This window comes from Novosphingobium sp. 9U, assembly GCF_902506425.1.
In the GTDB taxonomy this organism is placed as follows: Bacteria; Pseudomonadota; Alphaproteobacteria; order Sphingomonadales; family Sphingomonadaceae; genus Novosphingobium.
In genome coordinates this window covers 47951-66431 of record NZ_LR732488.1, presented here as the reverse complement: position 1 = coordinate 66431, position 18481 = coordinate 47951, and the positions used below count along the sequence as shown (strand labels likewise).

Sequence of the window (18481 nt, the reverse complement as noted above, 5' to 3'; positions counted from 1 at the left end):
TTCCAAGACATCGCGAAAGAGTGCCATGAACTATCCGTTGAACCGGACGGGCTTGCATGTTCCGGAAGCCCTGAGCCGCCCTGCCGATGAGCCCAGCTTCTCGCACGTGGCGATACCTCCAGCCGGGGCCGTCAGCCGCCCTAGCATTGATGCCGACCCGTCCTCGATGCGCGATCATGCGTTCGGCCTTATCCGCGTGCTCGACGAAGATGGTCAGGCTGTCGGTCCGTGGGCTCAAGGTATCCCCGTTGAGCTGTTGCTCAAGGGTTTGCAGGCGATGCAGCTGGTCCGCGCCTATGACGTGCGCATGATGCGCGCACAGCGGCAGGGCAAGACGAGCTTCTACATGAAGTCGACTGGCGAGGAAGCGGTCGCCGTGGCGGCGGCGCTCGCGCTCGACCGGCAGGACATGTGCTTCCCGACCTATCGCCAGCAAGGCCTGCTGATCGCCCGCGACTGGCCGATGGTCGACATGATGAACCAGGTTTACTCGAATAGCGGTGACCGCCTGAAGGGCCGTCAGATGCCGGTGTTCTACTCGAGCCGGGAGGCCGGGTTCTTCTCGATATCGGGGAACCTCGGCACTCAGTACAGTCAGGCGGTCGGCTGGGCGATGGCCTCTGCTGCGGACGCGGACACTCGCATCGCCGCTGCCTGGATCGGCGAAGGCGCGACCGCCGAGGGCGACTTCCATCACGCCCTCACCTTCGCCAGCGTCTATCAGGCACCGGTGATCCTCAACGTCGTCAACAATCAGTGGGCGATCTCCAGCTTCTCGGGCATTGCCGGGGGCGAGCGGACGACCTTCGCGGCTCGCGGGCTCGGCTACGGTATTCCAGCGTTGCGGGTAGACGGAAACGATTTCCTCGCCGTCTATGCAGTGACCCGCTGGGCTGCCGAGCGCGCGCGAGATGGTGGCGGTCCGACGCTCATCGAGCTGTTCACCTACCGCGCTGAGGGCCACTCCACCTCCGACGATCCCACCAAGTACCGTCCGGCAGCGGAAAGTGCGGCCTGGCCCCTCGGTGACCCGATCGCGCGCCTCAAGGCGCACCTCATCGCCCGCGGCGACTGGTCGGAGGATGAGCACGCCGCGATGGTCAAGGACGCGGAGGAGCAAGTGCGCGCTGCGGGTCGCGAGTCCGAGCGGTTCGGAACGCTGAAGGAAGGCGAGCGGCTGCAGGCTGCCTCGATCTTCGATGACGTTTACAAGGAGATGCCCGCGCACCTCGTAGCCCAGCTCAAGGAGTCGGGGCTATGACGCTGGTGGCCGAAGCAACCCGCAACATGAGCATGATCGAGGCGATCAACCAGGCGCTCGACATCGCACTGAAGCACGATCCGGCGGTGATGATCTTCGGACAGGACGTCGGCTACTTCGGCGGTGTGTTCCGCGCCACTGAAGGCTTGCAGCAAAGGCACGGACGCGAGCGCGTGTTCGACGCACCGATCACCGAAGCCGGCATCGTCGGTGTCGCTGTGGGCATGGGCTGCTACGGCAAGCGCCCCGTCGTCGAGATTCAGTTCGCCGACTACATCTATCCCGCGACCGACCAGATAATCTCGGAAGCGGCGCGCATGCGCTACCGCACCTGCGGCGAGTGGTGGTCGCCGCTAACGATTCGCAGCCCCTACGGCGGCGGGATCTACGGCGGCCAGACCCACAGCCAGTCGCCCGAAGGCATCTTCACGCACGTCGCCGGGCTGACGACAGTGATCCCATCCAATCCCTACGATGCCAAGGGGCTGCTGCTTGCAGCAATCGAGAGCGACGACCCGGTGCTCTTCTTCGAGCCCAAGCGGCTCTACCACGGCCCGTTCGATGGCTATCACGACAAGCCGGTGCAGCCCTGGGCCAACCACCCCGACAGCGCCGTGCCCGAAGGTCACTACACCGTGCCGTTGGGCAAGGCCCGCGTCGTAAAGGAAGGCGAGGCGGTCACCGTGCTCGCCTATGGCACGATGGTCCACGTGGCGCTCGCCGCAGCGGCGGAGACCGGGATCGACGCCGAAGTGATCGACTTGCGTACGCTGGTCCCGCTTGACCTGGAGACGATAGTGGTCTCGGTCAGCAAGACAGGGCGTTGCATTGTCGTGCACGAGGCGACCCGCACCTGCGGCTTCGGCGCCGAGCTCGCCGCCCTCGTCCAGCAGCACTGCTTCTTCGTACTCGAAGCTCCAATCGAGCGCGTGACCGGCTGGGACACGCCCTACCCTCACGCTTTCGAGTGGGAATATTTCCCTGGCCCAGCACGGGTGGGGGAAGCCTTGCAACGCATCACCGGGATCTGACACGTGCCTCACTATTCATTTAAGCTGCCGGACATCGGCGAGGGTATCGCTTCGGCCGAGATCGTCGGCTGGCACGCCAAGGTTGGCGACCGGATCGAGGAAGACGATCCCATTGCAGACATGATGACCGACAAGGCGACTGTCGAAATGACGGCCCCCGTCAGCGGCGTGCTCGTCAGCGTGGCCGGTGAGGTAGGAGACGAAGTTGCGATCGGCGCTGTGCTGGCAGTGTTCGAAGTCGATCAGACCGAAAATGTGGCCGTTCCGGAAGCGAAAGCTGCCGAGCCGGTTGCGCCGCCACCTGCTGCATCGCCCCCAGTCGAAGCGGGACTCCAGCCGCAGCCCGTCATTCAGGAGTCGATCACCCAGAAGCCAGTCGCACAGGGACCTGCTCCCGCTGCAATCGCCGCGGCAAGTTCAAGGTCGCGCGTTCTCGCTTCGCCCGCGGTCCGCGACCGGGCGAAAGCGCTTGCAATCGACCTCGCAGATGTGAAACCCGGCACCGACGGACGCATCAAGCACGGCGATCTCGATGCCTTCCTCGCCTACAATGCGAGGGGCGGCTACGGAACGAGCGCCGCCGCTGCCGCCGACGAGCCGATCCGGGTCATCGGCCTGCGCCGCCGCATCGCCGAGAACATGGCCGCCTCGAAGCGGCACATTCCGCACTTCTCCTATGTCGAGGAGATCGACGTCACCAAGCTCGAGGCTTTGCGCACCGACCTCAACGCCGAGCGCGGCCAACGTCCCAAGCTGAGCGTTCTGCCGCTGCTGGTGGTGGCGCTATGCCGCACCCTGCCCGACTTCCCAATGATCAATGCGCTATACGACGACGAGGCTGGCGTCGTCACTCGCAAGGGTGCCGTAAACCTTGGCGTCGCGACGCAGACCGATGCCGGCTTGATGGTGCCGGTGGTCCGCAACGCACAAACGCTCAACATCTGGCAACTGGCCGGCGAGATCGCCCGCCTTGCCGAAGCCGCGCGCTCCGCAAAGGCCAAGCCGGAAGAACTGTCGGGCTCGACACTCACCGTGACGTCACTCGGAACTCTTGGTGGTGTCGCCACCACGCCGGTCATAAACCGCCCCGAGGTGGCGATCATTGGGCCGAACAAGATCGTCGAACGCCCGATCGTGCGCGACGGCCGAGTTGAGATTGCCAAGATGATGAACCTCTCGATCTCCTGCGATCATCGCGTGGTAGACGGGTGGAACGCGGCATGCTTCGTGCAGGCGCTTAAACGCCTGATGGAAACTCCGGCGCTTCTGTTCGCCCCATGAACCCGCATGCTGGTTGGTCCGCCCTGCCTTGTAGAAAGTCTGGGGTGTTGACCGAGAACCCAAGTTGTTAGTGAGCGCCGAGAGTTTGTGAGTGAATGACCTCGCCTGCAGAGTGCCGCTCCCGGGGCAGCACTCCATCGCGCTCTCACGAGGCTGCCAGTTAGAGTCGCGACAAGGGGCCATCGACAAGTCCCGAGCTGGTGTGCGTCATCTGCTGGTCTAGGCTAGCCCGGTCTGATCCGGCGGTACGTACTCCGCCACCAAATTCGTGTTCGATCACAACTGCGAAAGTTTCCTTCCATGTCCGATGTTGCTTCGTCGCACGTGCATCCCTTGCGTGCTCCTCACATTCCGATCCCCGCAAAGGTCCCGCACGCGCATGGCTGGATCCTACATCTCGCTTGTCTGTCGTGCACAGAAGCGTTGCCACGCATTTTTGGGATCCTTGCTCAGCACGAGCTGATTCCCTTGACGATCGACTACTGCCGCACGGCCGATGGCTTCCGCGTCACCCTTCTGATCACACCGAGGGACAAGCGAACTGCCTTTCTGCTGGCCGGTCGCATCGAGCGCGTGGTGACCGTCACCAATGTTGAAATTGTGCCGGTCGATCCTGATAGCCCGAGCCTGCCACATCCGCATTGCTGACCTACTCCTTCGTGCCAAAGACCGCTCTGAGCTCCTTGTGCGGTTGCGCGTACGCTCTTCTGTGTTCTCTCGGTTTTCTTGAAGAGCGGAAGGAAGGTATTGCAGTGTTCCGGGGCTGCTCAAGTGCTATTTCTCGAGCTGCCTGCCGTGATCGGATCGCAAGAGTCGGAAGCGAATTTAGTCGTTAATCAGTTTGGCGTCACCCCTCGCCTGACGCTCGCGTGTCCGATCCTCAAGTAAATACGCGCGATCTCAATTCGATTATTCAAGACTGAAAGCCTCAAAACCTAAGCGCTACGCTATGCCCGAGGAACGTGATTCTCGGACTAAGATGCTGCAATTCAAAAGTGCGTTGTTGGGTCTCATTGGCGAGTCCTCGTGGCCCTGAAGGCCACATAGCTCATTTCGTGCAAGTTGAGGTGGCTAGCGCGATCGGGAGAGTTGCAACTCTTCGAATAGATCGCGGATAGCGCATCGACGAAAGACATTCCACCAGCGCTGCCAACGATGCTCCTGCGCATCGTGCCGCATGTGACACCGTTGGCAAAAAGCCGCCAGGTTTGAAGGAATATTGTTGCCTGGGTCATGATCCAGGTGAGCGCACGCTAGAACCACGTAAGTGCTGCAAACATCACGCAGCACCAAACCAGCAACCTTGATAAGCCGGCCATGATCGTCGCGCCAGCGACGCGCGTCAGCGTCCCACCAGCGACCGTCACCAAGATGCAGAACTCGCCGCATGTGAGGACGCTTGCACTGCTCACATCGCGATCGGGTTCGCTCGAACCAAATGGCTCTCGATAGCTGCGGCCAGTCAATCGGGTAAAACCAGCGGTTCTCAGGGCGGATCGGCATTCCTCCTTCTGAATCACTCGGAGGCGCGTGAAAAGCGCTTTGTACATGATTTATCCCCTGAGTGTTCCACGGGTGTTCGCAATCTCGCCCTGCCCTTAGGGCCAAACACTCTTGACCATCCAAGCGCGTTGCCGGAACATATGAGGAACAGCCGAGTCCTATCCGATGCCCGTCGCCGCCGAGAAAACAACGCCCAGCGTCCCTGAACTTCGCTCACTTGTTGGTGCGGCGGAGGGTATGGCGGTGCATCGGTGCTTGCCGTTCGGCATAGAGGCTCTTGATCGACGGCTAGGCGGTGAGGGCCTGCGCGCCGGCGCCCTACACGAGATTTCCGGAGGAACCTGCTCCCTCGTCGACGATGCCGCAGCCACCCTCTTCATCGCTGGCATTGCCGCCCGTGAGGCGGCTTCAAGCGGTGCTCCGGTCCTCTGGGCAAGCTGCCGTAACGACCTCTATGCGCCAGGTGTCGCTCAAGCAGGCCTCCATCCCGCGCAGGTCATCCACGTACAGCCGCGGGATGAAAAGGCGCTGCTGGCGGTAGTTGAAGACGCCCTGCGAGATGGCACGCCCTGTGCAGTCGCCGCCGAGGTTCGCAAGGTGTCCATGGTCGCGAGCCGTCGCCTGCAATTGGCAGCAGCCGACGCCGACATCCCTGTCCTACTCCTGCGTCAGCGCCGTCATCGCGAGCGAGATCCACTAGAGGATCCTTCTGCGGCCTGGACGCGGTGGCGGATCGGGAGCGCGCCTTCCGAGCGGCTCGCTGTTCCCGGAGTAGCCCGGCCACGCTGGGTCGTTGAGCTCGCACGCCAGCGGGGCGGCGATCCATTCTCCCTGCTATTGGAGGGTTGCGATGAGACGGGTCGTCTCGCTGTTCCTGCCGAACTTGGCCATAGATCGGCTGAGACGGTTGGAACGGTCCGCCAAGTCGCTGCCTGACCGCGCGCTGCTCCAGCTTCCTGTTGACGATGATCCGGGTGCCTGCTCTGTTCCACGCGGGGGAAGCTGGCGGCCCGGCGCGCGTTGGGCGAAATCGGAGCCTGCATCTCGCGACGAAGTGCAGCAGCAGATCGATGCGCTGCCTAGCCATGCACAACCGGCCATGCGCGAGCTCGGCCGGCGATCGGAAGCTGCCGACCATCCCTTCAAGCGGCCAGCTCAGAGCGCGCCCATCGCCACCATCTCGGCGCCTGCGGAGCATGCACCCCTTGCAATTGTCGGCAAGGTCGGACGCCGCGAGGAGATCGTCGCCGCCTGCCCTGCCGCATCCGCGCTAGGCATCCATCCAGGCATGGCCGCGACGCACGCGCGAGCTCTGATCGCCGATCTCGACTTGCGTCCCGCTAATCCGCAGGCCGATGCCCATGTACTCGACCGCTTGGCGCTGTTGGCAGTCCGCCGCTGGTCACCCATTGCTGCGGCCGCGCCACCGGACGGCCTGTGCCTAGACCTCACCGGGTGCGATCACCTTCATGGCGGCGAGAAGCGCTTCTGCGAGCGTCTGCTCGCATTCCTCCGCCGCGCCGGCTTTACAGCTCGCGTCGCAATTGCCGATACGCCGGGCGCTGCGGATGCGCTTGCACGGTTCGCGCGCGAAGACCTGACCATCGTGGCGCCGGGCGGAACGCTTCGCGCGATCACGCCGCTCCCCATCGCAGCGCTACGCCTCGATGGCTCTGCCTTAACCGCGGCACGGCGGTTCGGGTTCGAGACAGTTGCGGACTTGCTCCCTGTCGCTCGCGGGCCGCTAGCGCGTCGCCTTGGGCTAGGGGCAATCAAGCGGCTAGACCAGGCGATTGGCGCAGTCGCGGAACCAATCACCTCATGCGAGGACCTTGAAGTCCCGTCAGTGGAGCGGCGCTTGCTCGAGCCGATCGGCACGGCCGAGGCAATCGCGCAGGTCATGGCCGATCTGCTCGGCGATATGGCAGAGCTGCTGCAGGCCAGGGGTCTTGGCGCCCGTTCGCTGCGCCTCTCCGCATTGCGGATCGACGGCGGCGAGGAAGTGATCGCGGTCGGTACCTCGCGCCCGACGCGCGAAGCCGCTCACTTGCTCCGGCTGCTCAAGCTCAAGATCGAGCGCATCGATCCGGGCATGGGTCTGGAGCAGTTTCGCCTCGCCGCTCCCCACACCGAACCGCTGACCGCGGTCGACCTTGGCAAGATCCTCGCCGGCGACATGCAGGTGCGTGATCCCGCCCGCTTGGTCGACGTGGTCGCCGCCAGGGTTGGGGAAGGCGCCGTCTACAGAATGGCGCCTGTTGCCAGCCATGTGCCCGAGCGCGCGGCCGAACGGGTGAGCCCGATCAAGACGCCGGCGAGCTGGCCCAAGTGGGAGCGCCCCGTGCGCCTGTTCGCCAGGCCCGAGCCGCTGTGGGGCGTGATGGCGCTAATGCCGGACCAACCGCCCAAGCGTTTCGAGTGGCGTGGCCGGTCACACAAGGTCGTTGCCGCGGACGGTCCCGAGCGGATCCATGGCGAGTGGTGGCGCCGCGACAAGGAAGTCTGGGCGGTGCGCGACTACTTCCGCATCGAGGACGAGCACGGTGGCCGCTACTGGGTGTTCCGACGCGGCGATGGCGCGGACAACGCGACCGGCGATCTTAGTTGGTGGGTCCACGGGGTGTTCGCGTGACCGCTTACGTCGAACTTCAGGTCCTCACGCACTTCTCGCTCCTGCGCGGCGCATCGAGCCCCGAAGAGCTGTTCTCGGCCGCAGCGCTGCTCGGCTACCCTGCCCTGGCCGTCTCGGACATCGGCACCGTCGCCGGCGTGGTGAGGGCCTGGGAAGCGCAGAAGGTGACCGGCGTGCGTTCGATCGCCGGCGCGCGCGTGGATCTCGCCTGCGGGCGGCGCCTCCTCCTCTACCCGACCGCCCGGCCCGCCTGGTCGCGGCTGACGCGACTGCTGACGATCGGCAAGCGGCGCGCCGGCAAGGGCAAGTGCGAGCTGCACTGGCACGATCTTGCGCCCTGGTCCGAGGGGATGATCGCCATTCTCCTCCCTCATGAGGCGGATGAGGACAACGCCGCAGCCCTCGCTGACCTTAGCAGGGTCTATGGACGACGCGGCTACATGGCGCTGTTCCAGCGCCGCCGCCCGAACGACGCTGTCCGCATCGATGCCCTGGCCCGGCAGGCGAGTGCTGCCGGCGTGCGCGCGGTGGTCACCGGTGATGTGCTCTACCATGCACCGGAGGCTCGCCTGCTGCAGGACGTCGTCACAGCCGTGCGCGAGAAGTGCACCGTGGACGAGCTCGGCTACCGCCGCGAGGTCAACGCCGATCGCGCGTTGAAGTCGCCTGCCGAGATGGTCCGGCGCTTCGCCGCCTACCCCGATGCTTTGCAGGCGAGCGTCGACATCGCGCAGGCGTGCACCTTCGACCTGGGCGAGCTTGCCTATCAGTACCCGCACGAGCGCGTGATCGAGGGTCTGACCGCGCAGGAAGCGCTTGAGCAGATGACAGCGGATGCCGCCGAGCGGATGTTCGATGGCGATGTTCCGCAAGCCTACCGTGAGCAGATCGCCCACGAGCTGCGCCTGATCGCCGAGCTGGGCTATGCGCCCTACTTCCTTACCGTGCATGCGATCGTCCGCGAGGCACGGCGCCGCGGCATCCTGTGCCAGGGACGTGGCTCGGCCGCCAACTCATGCGTCTGCTTCGTCCTTGGCATCACTTCAATCGACCCGATCAAGCACGAGTTGCTCTTCGAGCGGTTCGTCTCGGGCGAGCGGCGAGAGCCGCCCGATATCGACGTTGACTTCGAGCATGAGCGCCGTGAGGAGATCATCCAATGGATCTACGATACCTATGGGCGTGATCGCTCGGCGCTGACAGCCGTCGTCACCCGCTACCGCGCCCGCGGCGCTGTGCGCGATGTTGGCAAGGCGCTGGGGCTGCCTGAAGACCTCACGTCCTCGCTGGCCGGCATGGTCTGGGGCTGGTCGGCCGAGGGCGTCGGCGAGAAGCAAGTCGAAGAGCTGAACCTCGATATCGCCGACCGCCGGCTTCGGCTTACGCTCGATCTTGCGCGCCGGTTGATCGGTGTGCCGCGGCACATGAGCCAGCACCCCGGCGGCTTCGTGCTCACGCACGACCGGCTCGATGACCTGGTGCCGATCGAGCCCGCGGCCATGGAGGACCGCCAGATCATCGAGTGGGACAAGGATGATATCGATGCGTTGAAGTTCATGAAGGTCGATGTGTTGGGCCTTGGAATGCTTGGCTGCATGAACCGAGCCTTCAACCTGCTCAAGGAGGCCAAGGGCATTCGCAAAGGCCTCGCCGACCTACAGGATGATGACCCGGACGTTTTCGCCATGATCCAGAAGGCCGACACCCTCGGTACCTTCCAGATCGAGAGCCGTGCGCAGATGTCGATGCTGCCGCGTATGAAGCCGCGGCGCTTCTATGATCTTGTCATCCAGGTCGCGATCGTCCGTCCTGGCCCGATCCAGGGGGACATGGTTCATCCCTACCTGCGCCGGCGCGAGGGGTTGGAGAAGCCCGAGTACCCGCGTCCTGAGCTGCGCGCCGTGTTGGAGAAGACACTGGGCGTGCCGCTCTTCCAGGAGCAGGCGATGAAGGTGGCGATCGTGGGCGCAGGCTTCACGCCGGCAGAAGCCGATCAGCTGCGCCGCGCCATGGCGACCTTCAAGTTCACCGGCGGCGTCTCGCACTTCTCGGACAAGCTGGTCGAAGGGATGGTCACGCGCGGCTACCCGCGCGAGTTTGCCGAGCGCACCTTTCGACAGCTCGAAGGCTTTGGCTCCTATGGCTTTCCGGAGAGCCACGCCGCGAGCTTTGCCAAGATCGCCTATGCTTCGGCCTGGATGAAGTACCATCATCCCGACGTTTTCTGCGCAGCCCTGATGAACGCGCAACCGATGGGCTTCTATGCGCCGGCGCAGATCGTGCGCGACGCGCGCGAGCATGGCGTCGAGGTCCGACCGCCGTGCATCAATGCGAGCCGATGGGACTGCACGCTTGAGTGCGGTCGCGGCCGCTACTTGGCGGTCAGGCTCGGACTGCGTCAAGTGCGGGGACTGTCGAATGCCGATGGAGCCGCGATCGTAGGCGCTCGTAGTACCTCACCGTTCGAGTCCGTCGAGGACGTGTGGCGCCGATCGGGCGTCCAGCGTGCCGCCATCGAGAAGCTGGCTGACGCCGACGCCTTTCATGCGTTCGGCGCCGATCGGCGGCAGGGCTTGTGGAAGGTGCGCGGGCTTGGCGAAGCACCGTTGCCCCTCTTCGCCGCCGCCGACCGCGCGGCCGAGACCTTCAACGCTGAGGGTGACGAGCCTGAGGTGGCGCTCAGACCGCTTACCGATGGACGCGAGGTCATCGAGGACTACCGGTCGTTGCAGCTCTCGCTTCGTGCTCACCCTCTCACATTCCTCCGCGAAGAACTGACCCGGCGGGGCGTCACCCGGTGCGCAGATCTGCTCACCATTCGCGATGGCCGCCATGTTGAAGTCGCCGGCATCATCCTGGTTCGCCAGAAGCCCGGCAGCGCGAAGGGTGTGCTGTTCATTACGATCGAGGACGAGACTGGCATTGCTAACGGCATCCTCTGGCCCGACCGCTTCGAGGCGCAACGCCGCACAGTCATGTCCGCTTCGATGATCGGCATGAAGGGGCGGGTGCAGAAGGAAGGCGAGGTGATCCACGTCATTTGCGACAAGATCATTGATCACGGACACCTACTGCACAGGGTTGGCGAGATGTCCTTCCCACACCGCACTGGCCGAGGTGACGGTGCAAGGCATGGAGGCGCTCCGGACCGTGGCGGCGGCGCATATAAGCAGCCAAGCTGGAGCCCCGAGCCGCGCGACTGCTATTGGCCGGCGCATGCCAACGGCATGGACCCCGAGGAGGTTGTGCGTTTCAAGTCGCATGACTTCCGGTAACTCGTGGCCAAGTTGCCCCGGCACCAGCGCGTTGTCATTGCGCTCTCGCTGCATATCCTGCGCGCCGGCGTGACGCGTTCGGGAGAAAATCGGGTAGACACAGTTGAGGTACGGCTCGCGCTTCGCTGCCTTGTGCCTCACTCTCCGGAGCGCTGGCCGCTGGACCTGTACTGGGATGCCGCCAAGCAGGAGAACGAGATCGGTCGCGCTCAGGGTGTCACCGCTGCCTTTAACGGGATCGTCCGGCAGCTCAGGCGCGCCGGCTGTTATGAGGAGATTTCTCCCCTGTAAGTATCAGCAATTGCAGCCTTCTTGCTCCTCGCCGCATTGGTGCACACGAAACCATTATTGAGGAAATCGACATGGTTGACGACAAGACGAAGCCAGATGGACGCGATCGCAGCCGGGTCGCGGCTGACGAGCCCTACGAGGTCGAATACTTTGCCAGCAAGCACGGCTTGAGCCAGCACCAGGCGCGCACGCTGATTCAGACCGTCGGCAACGATCGCGCGAAGCTGGATGCTGCAGCGCAGAAGGTGAGCGGCATGCGCGGTCGGGAAAAGGGATGAGGGTGGCGCTGGCACCCTTAGGCGTGCCAGCGCAATGCCCTTCACCCGTTAAGCTTGTCCTTGATCGCCTTGGCCGGCGTGAACGTCAGCTTCTTGGATGCCTTGATCGTCATCGCCTCGCCGGTCGCGGGATTGCGGCCTTCGCGCTCGGGGCTGTCCTTCACCTTGAACTTGCCAAAGCCATTCAGCGAGATCTCCTCACCACTGGCAGCCGCATCGGCGATAGCGTTGAAGATTGCATCGACGATCTTACGGGCGTCAGCCTTAGATAGGTCGGCTGTACCGCCGATGGTCTCGGCGAGATCGCTGTTGTTCATGGATTGAGCACTCCTGATCGTTGATGATGGGCCGGGCCTAGCCGCAGAGATTGAACCATCCAAGCCCCTGCGGCATTGTTGCCTCATGAAAGATGGCCAGAACGGTTTTGGAAAACTGACTCGTAACATCCCGGCCGTCGCTCGGGACACGATCGACGAACACATATGCGTGCTACCTCGGGCGAGTGCAGGGCATCGCCCGCGCGCTTCGAGCTGCTGAACCAAGAGTATGTGCAACCGCGCTCGCATGCTGGGAGAGCCCGACACGATCTTTGGCTCAGCGGCGACGCTGTTCACCGAAAGGCCCCGCGACAACCGCTTTGATCCGCGCGAGCTGAGGCCTGGTAGCCGGAACTATGTCATCCGAGAGCAGGCCGGCGGCAGGGCATGGGATGTCATGACCTGGGACGTGCTCGGAGGACAAGCCAAGTGGAAGATGACCAACGTGCGCCAGCTTGGGTTGCCTCAGTGGCGCAAGCTGGCCGAGCGGCCAGAAAACCGGTGTCTCGTACCCCTGACCGAATTCTGCGAATTCACGCCGGAGAAGCACGACCTTGAGGACGGCAAACCGCCTCTCAAGGGGGAAATGTGGTTCCAAGTGGTCGACCAAACCGTTTTCGCGGTAGCTGGCTTCTGGCAGCGCACCAAGGAAGGCCGCGGCTTCACAATGGTCACGTGCGATCCAAATAGCATCGTTGCACCAATTCATCCCAAAGCGATGATTACGATCCTTGCTCCGGCCGATGTTGATACGTGGTTGAAGGGGTCTTACGACGAAGTCGTTGCTCTGCAGCGGCCGTACGATCCAGAGAAGATGACCGTGCGCGGTCCCGTGTTTCCGACTCGGCGCGACGAGCGCTGAACCCGGAGGCCGTACTCCCGGCGAGCTCGGAGCTCACCCAGGTTTGGACGCGTAGTCACGCTAAGAGGCGTGGGGTCAGGCGCCCGGGAGTGCCAAATGGGCAGGGCTAGGGCCTGGTCATGTCCGCAGCGGCGTCGCTGGCGGTTGATGCTCCGGCGGCCCCCTCCGTCATTGCTGAAGGGCGTGGTTGACCAGCAGCTCATGATGTAGTCGGCCGCGAATGACGCAACATCGGCGGAGCTTACGACCGCGTTCGTGTGAGCCGACCTGCCAGCGAGTTTAGCGCCTTCGCAGATGTAGCCGCGCGCTCACCTCCCCTGCCCTCAGGCGGAATTGGCAGGCAAGTCGACGACGCGGAAAACAGCCCCTGATCCGGCATCGCGGACAAGATCAACGCGCTCCCCACTCCAGTGATAATCGAGGTGGCGCCCCTGCAGAGGGTTCGACGCGCAACCAGGGTAAAAGAGACCGACGCATTCACCGCCTGCATTCCGAATGCTCGGGTACGCAGTGCCATCCGTTTCCAGAGCTCTCAGGTTCGGAGCGAGAGCTTGAGGTGCGCCGTAGCTGTGGGATCCAATGCTGGGCCCATTTACGTCGTCTCAGTTCTGAGATCATGGAGATCAGCAGCAACAGACATCAGGTGTGAGTATTCGCCAGTCCTTTTGGCAGCCGGGCGTCCGGCTAAGCCTCCTCCATTTCGGGCATCTTCTGCTCAACCGCGAACCGGAGGCCTAAGGCGCTCAAGATCATCCGAACCGTCTCGAACGAAGGATTGCCGCTCTCGCCAAGGGCCTTGTAAAGGCCAGCTCGAGACATGCCGGTAGCCTTGGCAATATCGCTGATCCCGCGGGAACGGGCGACAGTATCAAGGGCAGCGCGGATCTCCTCAGGAGAACCGTCCTCCAGGTAAGCGTCGAGATAGGCAACCACGTCTTCGGTAGAGTTGAGGAAATCAGCCGAGTCGAAGGCAGTCGTTTCGATCTTGCTAGCCATCGTCCAGTTCCTTCGCCAGGTCCTTGGCCGTCGCTATGTCGTAATCCTGTGTCGACTTGTCGCCGCCACAAAGAAGGACGATCACCGCGTTGCCACGCTGCACAAAATAGAGGCGGTAGCCGGGGCCGTAGAAGATACGCATCTCAGAAACACCATCGCCGACTGGCGCGAAATCGCCCAGATTGCCCGCTACAACACGGTCCAGCCTCTTCAAAATACGGGCACGCGCCCGTTGATCGCGCAGGCCCGCCAGCTATGCGGTAAAGCGGGCTGTCTGCCTGACCTCGATCATGCGTCTTCTATAGTTATCACCCTCGAGAATGTCAACTATGGCTTGCATCTCCACTCCGGTGTGACTTGTCAGCAGCGGTCTCGGAGATGAGCCCTTCCCTGCGGACTCTGGGAGTAAGCGGGGGAGTAGATACAAGCGCCCTCATCTTCACGCGGCAACTTCAGCATCTTACGAGGTATTATCCGCTCTCGGTGAACCACGAGGGCGATGATCAATCCTGGCGGGACGCTGCTAACGATCAGGAAAGCGCCGCGAGCTACGGCGCGGGAGCAGAAGAAGCTGAAGCCGCCCGCCCTCCCTCCGCCACCCTAGACATGTCGGCGCTCGCGGCTGTCACCCCGAAGCCGAAGCTTTGCCGTCGAACGGCTAGCGCCGGTCGGAGAGGTAACGCTGTTCTCCGGCCCGGGCAGCGCGGGCAAGTTATTGCCCGGTCAGCAGCTCGCGACATGCGGGGCTGCTGGCATCCAGCTTTAAGAAGTCACACACCTCTTCACTCGGCGACTCGTCAGGGACGTAACCGCCCTTCGTCTTTCGCAGATAGCCATCGCCGGCCAAGGTCGAGAGAACCTCAGACGTGACCTTCGCGCTGCATGCAAATCGCAAGTCAAGCTCGGCCGATGTCACCTCCTGGTCGGACGCAATCACGCCCAGGACGATCTCACGCCGAAGGATCGAGTAGATTTGATCCCGATCCATTTTCGTTTGCGAAGCAGCGTCCATCGCCCGACCCCCCGTAGAACCAGCACCCTTCTGACACGCGGCGGCACTAGGTCAAATTCGAGGCCAGCTGTGTGGTGGATCAATGTCGCAGGGAGCTCGTCGTGCTAAGGGCGGCTGCTTGATGTTCCCCGCCTGTTCTGCTAACACTCGGATCATGAGCACTATCCCCGGCCCCTACCTGTTCCCGCAGTATCCTGGCGGTGCACCTTACGGTCCTGCCATGAACGAGCAGCGCGCGCCTGATATCGAGTTCCTTGAGAGGCCGCACGTTGGAGGTGGTAATGGGAATCCGTGGGGTCTGTTGCTCGTCCTTCTCTGCGGGCTTATGATCTTCATTTGAAATGCGTTGACGCTAATCAGCCAGCGGTATCTCGAGTGTTGATGCGTAGCGCCGATTGGCACGAACGTAAGCAGTAGCAGCGTGAGGGCCCCATGCGGTTAGGAGGAGTTGCCTAGGCTCTTCTAAGAGCGCCTCGCGGACCCATCCGAGGTCGCTCAGTTGCCCCGCTTTCTCAAGCTCGGCTGCTGACATAACCCGGATCTCAACGGCCCGACATGGCCCCCATGAGACCTCTGCCACCAACGGCCCATCATCCGCTTTGGCAGACACATGACAGGTCTCATTTACAGTATCCGCGAGCCGGATATCGGAGACCTTGAACGAGTAACTGTAGAGCGCGCTTCCGAGCATCGCTGTGGCCATGATTGCGCTCACTTCAGCCTCCTACCGCCTTTGCACATGTAGATGCCGATTCGCGGGTTCCTTTGGGTCATACTCAAAGTCCACCCAATATGACGATCCCAGCCTTTGCTGAACTTGCCGCTGCCACTCTTCACCAGTCGCCTGCGAAATTTGATTGCCCCGAAAATCGAGCGCCGCATTCTTGTAGTGCTTACTACCGTCCACGTGACGGCGGTCATTCCCCGACGTTATCATCACATTGGGAACGCCAAGCTCTCGCCCGACAGCGGCTACGATCGGAATCGCGTCGATCATCGGCCGCTGCAAGTTTCTGAGGTCGCTCCCAGGCTTTACAATAACACCGTGTTCGCGAGCCACTTCGGTCGCCGAACCTCGTGAAGCCGCTACAGATGGAAAGGTGCTCCGGGGAGAAGCCGGACCTCCATCAAGCGTGGTTGGTACAACCGCATTAACTTCCGGCATCGGTTTACCTATCCCATGCGCGGCGTTGAAGTCTCTTGTAGGATCGCTCTCTAGGTTAGAAATAACCTTATGAATAGCATAGTCCCTAGCATCACGCTCTTGCGGAGTAAGGTTGACCTTATCTATGTGCGGAAGTCTGACGGCTGAGGTGCGAGCCATTTTCTCATATAGGGGCTGGATGATTGGGATTGCGTTCTCATTCAAGCGCCATCCGTTGCTTTCGGAGTACCGGGAAAGCTGATCTAGCATGGTTGCGCGGCGTTCATGCTCTGCAATCTGACGGCTTAGACTTTCGCGCCATTCCTCCGAATGTTCGGATCCCGATCTTTCGCCTGTTGTATTGGTGTCCGAGGCAAATGTTCCTCTACTATTAGACCGAGAGTCCTCCCTCTGGTCCCTGCTACCGATCATATCGGCTTGAGAGTTACCTTCGGTGACGCGGACGGATTTATCATCGGCGATACTTTTGTCATTGTAGTTATTGGTGGCGAAGGCACTCGCGCGCCCTGCTGTTACAGATGCATCAAGACCTGCGTTAACGCCAAGAGCCTCCGCAGCTAGCGCGACGGGATTTGGTTTTTTGCCTGCCGGCTTTCCATCCTTCGCATTTCCGGAGCCGGCAGCCCCGCCTCGGCCTACATCATAGCCGACATTACCTTTGATCTGACCTGCGAACGTGTCAGTCACGGTACCACTGTTATTTTCCCCCACACGGTTTGTTTCAGTAACAGAGGTTGAGTTCTCGCCGCTATTCGTATGAGTTCCCTGGTGTCCTTTGTACCTTTGGTTGCTGATTGTGCTCGTGTCCCCGGCCCGAACGTCCGACCCGCGGGCAACAACGTGCGCCTCATCGTTGCCAGCGAAGTTCCGGTTGGAGGTCGACGTGCTGCTATCCCGCTGACGGCGCAGTTCACGAGCTGCCTCCCAATGCGCAGCCGCCGCCCAGCTTGCCTCGCGCGTACCACTCTCTCCCATCTCATACGACCAAGGCAGCTTCGAGATCGCAGTGCTGGTGTCATAGACGGTGTGGCCGCCAAAGGCGTCCGCGTATTGGTGCTCGATCCCACCCTCGTTGTTGCGGAAGTGGTAGCCAGCTGCGCCGTAGTTGAGGTTCGGAGATGTGGTCCACTGATCGGTCTGCCGCGTGTTGGCCGTCAGGTTCTGGTAGCTGAGATTGCCATAGGCATAGTTGCCGGTGGTCTGCTCGACTGCCGCGGCTTCGGCCGCGGCCTGCGCCGGCGCCAGCATCGACGTCGCATGAGTGCCGATCGACATCGCCCCGCGCGCCATGCCGGCAGCGATGAACGGCACCGACATGAGCATGAAGCCGGCGATCGTCGCGGTGTCGGAGTTGACCGCATCGATTCCCGACATGGTCCCCATCGTAAGGCCACCTGGCGCAACAGCCGCCATCGAGCTCATCGTGCGGCCCATGATGAACATGTGCAGCACGACGTAGAGCGGTCCCCACGACGCGAGATAGAAGAACCCGGTGAAGTAGCCCTTCAGGGTCGACGGACCGGTCTGAGGCAGGAGAAACAGCGGGAACAGCACCGGGAACATAGCGTAGAACACGACCGTGAGCACGATGTTGAGAAGTGGCACCCAGGTCATCGCTTGCTGGGCGATGCCGATGTAAGTGTTGCGCGCCTGCTGATCGGCGCGGAGCGCTGCAAAGCTGTCGCCATCGTCGGCCGTGAGGTTCGCGCGAGCCGACATGAACGCCTCAACGAGGGCACGCTGCTGAAACACGTTTGCGGCCGATTGGCCTGTCCCATGGAAGGCTTGAGTGATCTCGGGGATATCGGCCTCGAGCTTTGCTCGGGCGGCTCCGGGTGCGAGATCAGGAAAGAGGCCGGGAGCGAGCTTGTTGAGGTCACTATTGACGGCCATCGGTATGTCGTCGTCCTTGAGCTCGTTGTAGCCCTGCTCGCAGGTCAGGATCGTGCTCGAGAGATCCGGCTCGATGTACTTCATGCCCCGCGCCTTCGAGCCAGGCCCCATGTCGGTCAGGATGTCCGTCGAGTTCGTCAGCGTGTCCATGCTCTTGAAGCCGAGCAGGAGGTCATAGAACACGCACTGCTTGTTGTACTCTTCGAGATTGGTGACTAGGCGCGCATCACGAAAGCCAAACTCGCGCGTCTTGTCGTAGAGCCGCGAGCCGTAGATGAAACCGTTTGTGCTCAGCTTCAGATCGTCGGGCATCACGAAGACCGTTTCGGCCGTCCGCGTCAGCCAGTCGCCCGCCTGACTCGAGAACGCCGCAATCGCGGCCAAGCCGATCGGCACATTGTCGACGACCGCCGGCGCCAGGCTCGGGTTGATCCGGTCGGTCACCTTCACACTCGTGGTCGGCACGAGCATGCACATGTACATGATGTTGGCGGAGAGAAACCACTTGAACCAGACCCGCCAGTCGAGCGTGAAGGCGACGATCAGCAGCACGTAGGCAAGGCCCATCACCATGACGACCTGCAGCATCGAGCGGAAGCCGCCGCCACCGCACCAGGCGGCGACCGCATTGAGGACGTTGACGATGTACTCGCCGCCGCCAATCGTGAAGACCTCGAGCATGGT

The 18481-nt window shown here is 62.5% G+C and carries 14 protein-coding genes and 1 pseudogene; 9 read left to right on the top strand and 6 right to left on the bottom strand.

Translation table 11 applies throughout. The features are described from left to right. Positions 1-25 precede the first annotated feature (25 nt). The 8 genes from GV044_RS14530 (at position 26) to GV044_RS14490 (ending at position 11552) form a co-directional block, all read left to right on the top strand. A complete protein-coding gene (locus GV044_RS14530; protein WP_159872125.1) occupies positions 26-1261 on the top strand; it encodes a thiamine pyrophosphate-dependent enzyme in 1236 nt (411 codons plus the stop codon). 26 nt (positions 1262-1287) lie between these two features. Continuing rightward, a complete protein-coding gene (locus GV044_RS14525) occupies positions 1288-2292 on the top strand; it encodes an alpha-ketoacid dehydrogenase subunit beta (protein WP_201299126.1) in 1005 nt (334 codons plus the stop codon). A 3-nt stretch (positions 2293-2295) separates the two neighbouring features. Then, positions 2296-3573: a dihydrolipoamide acetyltransferase family protein gene (locus tag GV044_RS14520; protein ID WP_159872123.1), complete on the top strand. Its 1278-nt coding sequence runs from the start codon at positions 2296-2298 to the stop codon at positions 3571-3573. A 468-nt stretch (positions 3574-4041) separates the two neighbouring features. Beyond that, complete coding sequence (locus GV044_RS14515) at positions 4042-4221, top strand: hypothetical protein (protein WP_159872121.1); 180 nt, start codon at positions 4042-4044, stop codon at positions 4219-4221. Between the two features lie 1705 nt (positions 4222-5926). Next, entirely contained in the window at positions 5927-7708 is a 1782-nt protein-coding gene (locus GV044_RS14505) for a DNA polymerase Y family protein (protein WP_159872119.1), read from the top strand. Then, complete coding sequence (locus tag GV044_RS14500) at positions 7705-10983, top strand: error-prone DNA polymerase (RefSeq protein WP_159872117.1); 3279 nt, start codon at positions 7705-7707, stop codon at positions 10981-10983. Before GV044_RS14505 ends, GV044_RS14500 begins: the two co-directional genes overlap by 4 nt. A 3-nt stretch (positions 10984-10986) precedes the next feature. Then, positions 10987-11274, top strand: coding sequence for a hypothetical protein (locus tag GV044_RS14495; protein ID WP_159872115.1), 288 nt, complete (start codon positions 10987-10989; stop codon positions 11272-11274). 71 nt (positions 11275-11345) lie between these two features. Then, entirely contained in the window at positions 11346-11552 is a 207-nt protein-coding gene (locus GV044_RS14490) for a DUF3606 domain-containing protein (protein ID WP_159872113.1), read from the top strand. A gap of 41 nt (positions 11553-11593) precedes the next feature. Here GV044_RS14490 and GV044_RS14485 read toward each other — a convergent pair whose 3' ends face one another. Beyond that, complete coding sequence (locus GV044_RS14485; RefSeq protein WP_159872439.1) at positions 11594-11956, bottom strand: HU family DNA-binding protein; 363 nt, start codon at positions 11954-11956, stop codon at positions 11594-11596. Positions 11957-12098: 142 nt separating this feature from the next. Here GV044_RS14485 and GV044_RS14480 point away from each other — a divergent pair, with 142 nt between their 5' ends. Then, positions 12099-12731 carry an SOS response-associated peptidase family protein gene (locus tag GV044_RS14480; protein WP_159872111.1) on the top strand — a complete coding sequence of 211 codons (633 nt, stop codon included), beginning with the start codon at positions 12099-12101 and terminating at the stop codon, positions 12729-12731. 323 nt (positions 12732-13054) lie between these two features. Here the strand turns inward: GV044_RS14480 and GV044_RS14475 are convergent. The 5 genes and pseudogenes from GV044_RS14475 to GV044_RS14455 form a co-directional block, all read right to left on the bottom strand. Further along, a pseudogene (locus GV044_RS14475) lies at positions 13055-13374 on the bottom strand (RES family NAD+ phosphorylase); the annotation flags it as partial. 41 nt (positions 13375-13415) lie between these two features. Beyond that, positions 13416-13727, bottom strand: coding sequence for an addiction module antidote protein (locus tag GV044_RS14470; protein WP_159872109.1), 312 nt, complete (start codon positions 13725-13727; stop codon positions 13416-13418). Next, entirely contained in the window at positions 13720-13980 is a 261-nt protein-coding gene (locus GV044_RS14465; protein WP_236555013.1) for a type II toxin-antitoxin system RelE/ParE family toxin, read from the bottom strand. The genes GV044_RS14470 and GV044_RS14465 overlap by 8 nt, the downstream gene beginning before the upstream one ends. A 459-nt stretch (positions 13981-14439) precedes the next feature. After that, the gene (locus GV044_RS14460; protein WP_159872107.1) at positions 14440-14739 is read right to left on the bottom strand and encodes a hypothetical protein; all 300 of its coding nucleotides are present in this window, start codon (positions 14737-14739) and stop codon (positions 14440-14442) included. 724 nt (positions 14740-15463) lie between these two features. Further along, positions 15464-18478, bottom strand: coding sequence for a conjugal transfer protein TraG N-terminal domain-containing protein (locus tag GV044_RS14455; protein WP_159872105.1), 3015 nt, complete (start codon positions 18476-18478; stop codon positions 15464-15466). Positions 18479-18481 lie beyond the last annotated feature (3 nt).

Bases quoted from the DNA above. Each gene is read 5' to 3' on its own strand.
- GV044_RS14525 (WP_201299126.1), top strand. From the start codon at position 1,288: ATGAGCATGATCGAGGCGATCAACCAGGCGCTCGACATCGCACTGAAG.
- GV044_RS14505 (WP_159872119.1), top strand. From the start codon at position 5,927: ATGAGACGGGTCGTCTCGCTGTTCCTGCCGAACTTGGCCATAGATCGG.
- GV044_RS14530 (WP_159872125.1), top strand. From the start codon at position 26: ATGAACTATCCGTTGAACCGGACGGGCTTGCATGTTCCGGAAGCCCTG.
- GV044_RS14460 (WP_159872107.1), bottom strand. From the start codon at position 14,739: ATGGACGCTGCTTCGCAAACGAAAATGGATCGGGATCAAATCTACTCG.
- GV044_RS14455 (WP_159872105.1), bottom strand. From the start codon at position 18,478: ATGCTCGAGGTCTTCACGATTGGCGGCGGCGAGTACATCGTCAACGTC.
- GV044_RS14470 (WP_159872109.1), bottom strand. From the start codon at position 13,727: ATGGCTAGCAAGATCGAAACGACTGCCTTCGACTCGGCTGATTTCCTC.
- GV044_RS14480 (WP_159872111.1), top strand. From the start codon at position 12,099: ATGTGCAACCGCGCTCGCATGCTGGGAGAGCCCGACACGATCTTTGGC.
- GV044_RS14490 (WP_159872113.1), top strand. From the start codon at position 11,346: ATGGTTGACGACAAGACGAAGCCAGATGGACGCGATCGCAGCCGGGTC.
- GV044_RS14485 (WP_159872439.1), bottom strand. From the start codon at position 11,956: ATGAGGCAACAATGCCGCAGGGGCTTGGATGGTTCAATCTCTGCGGCT.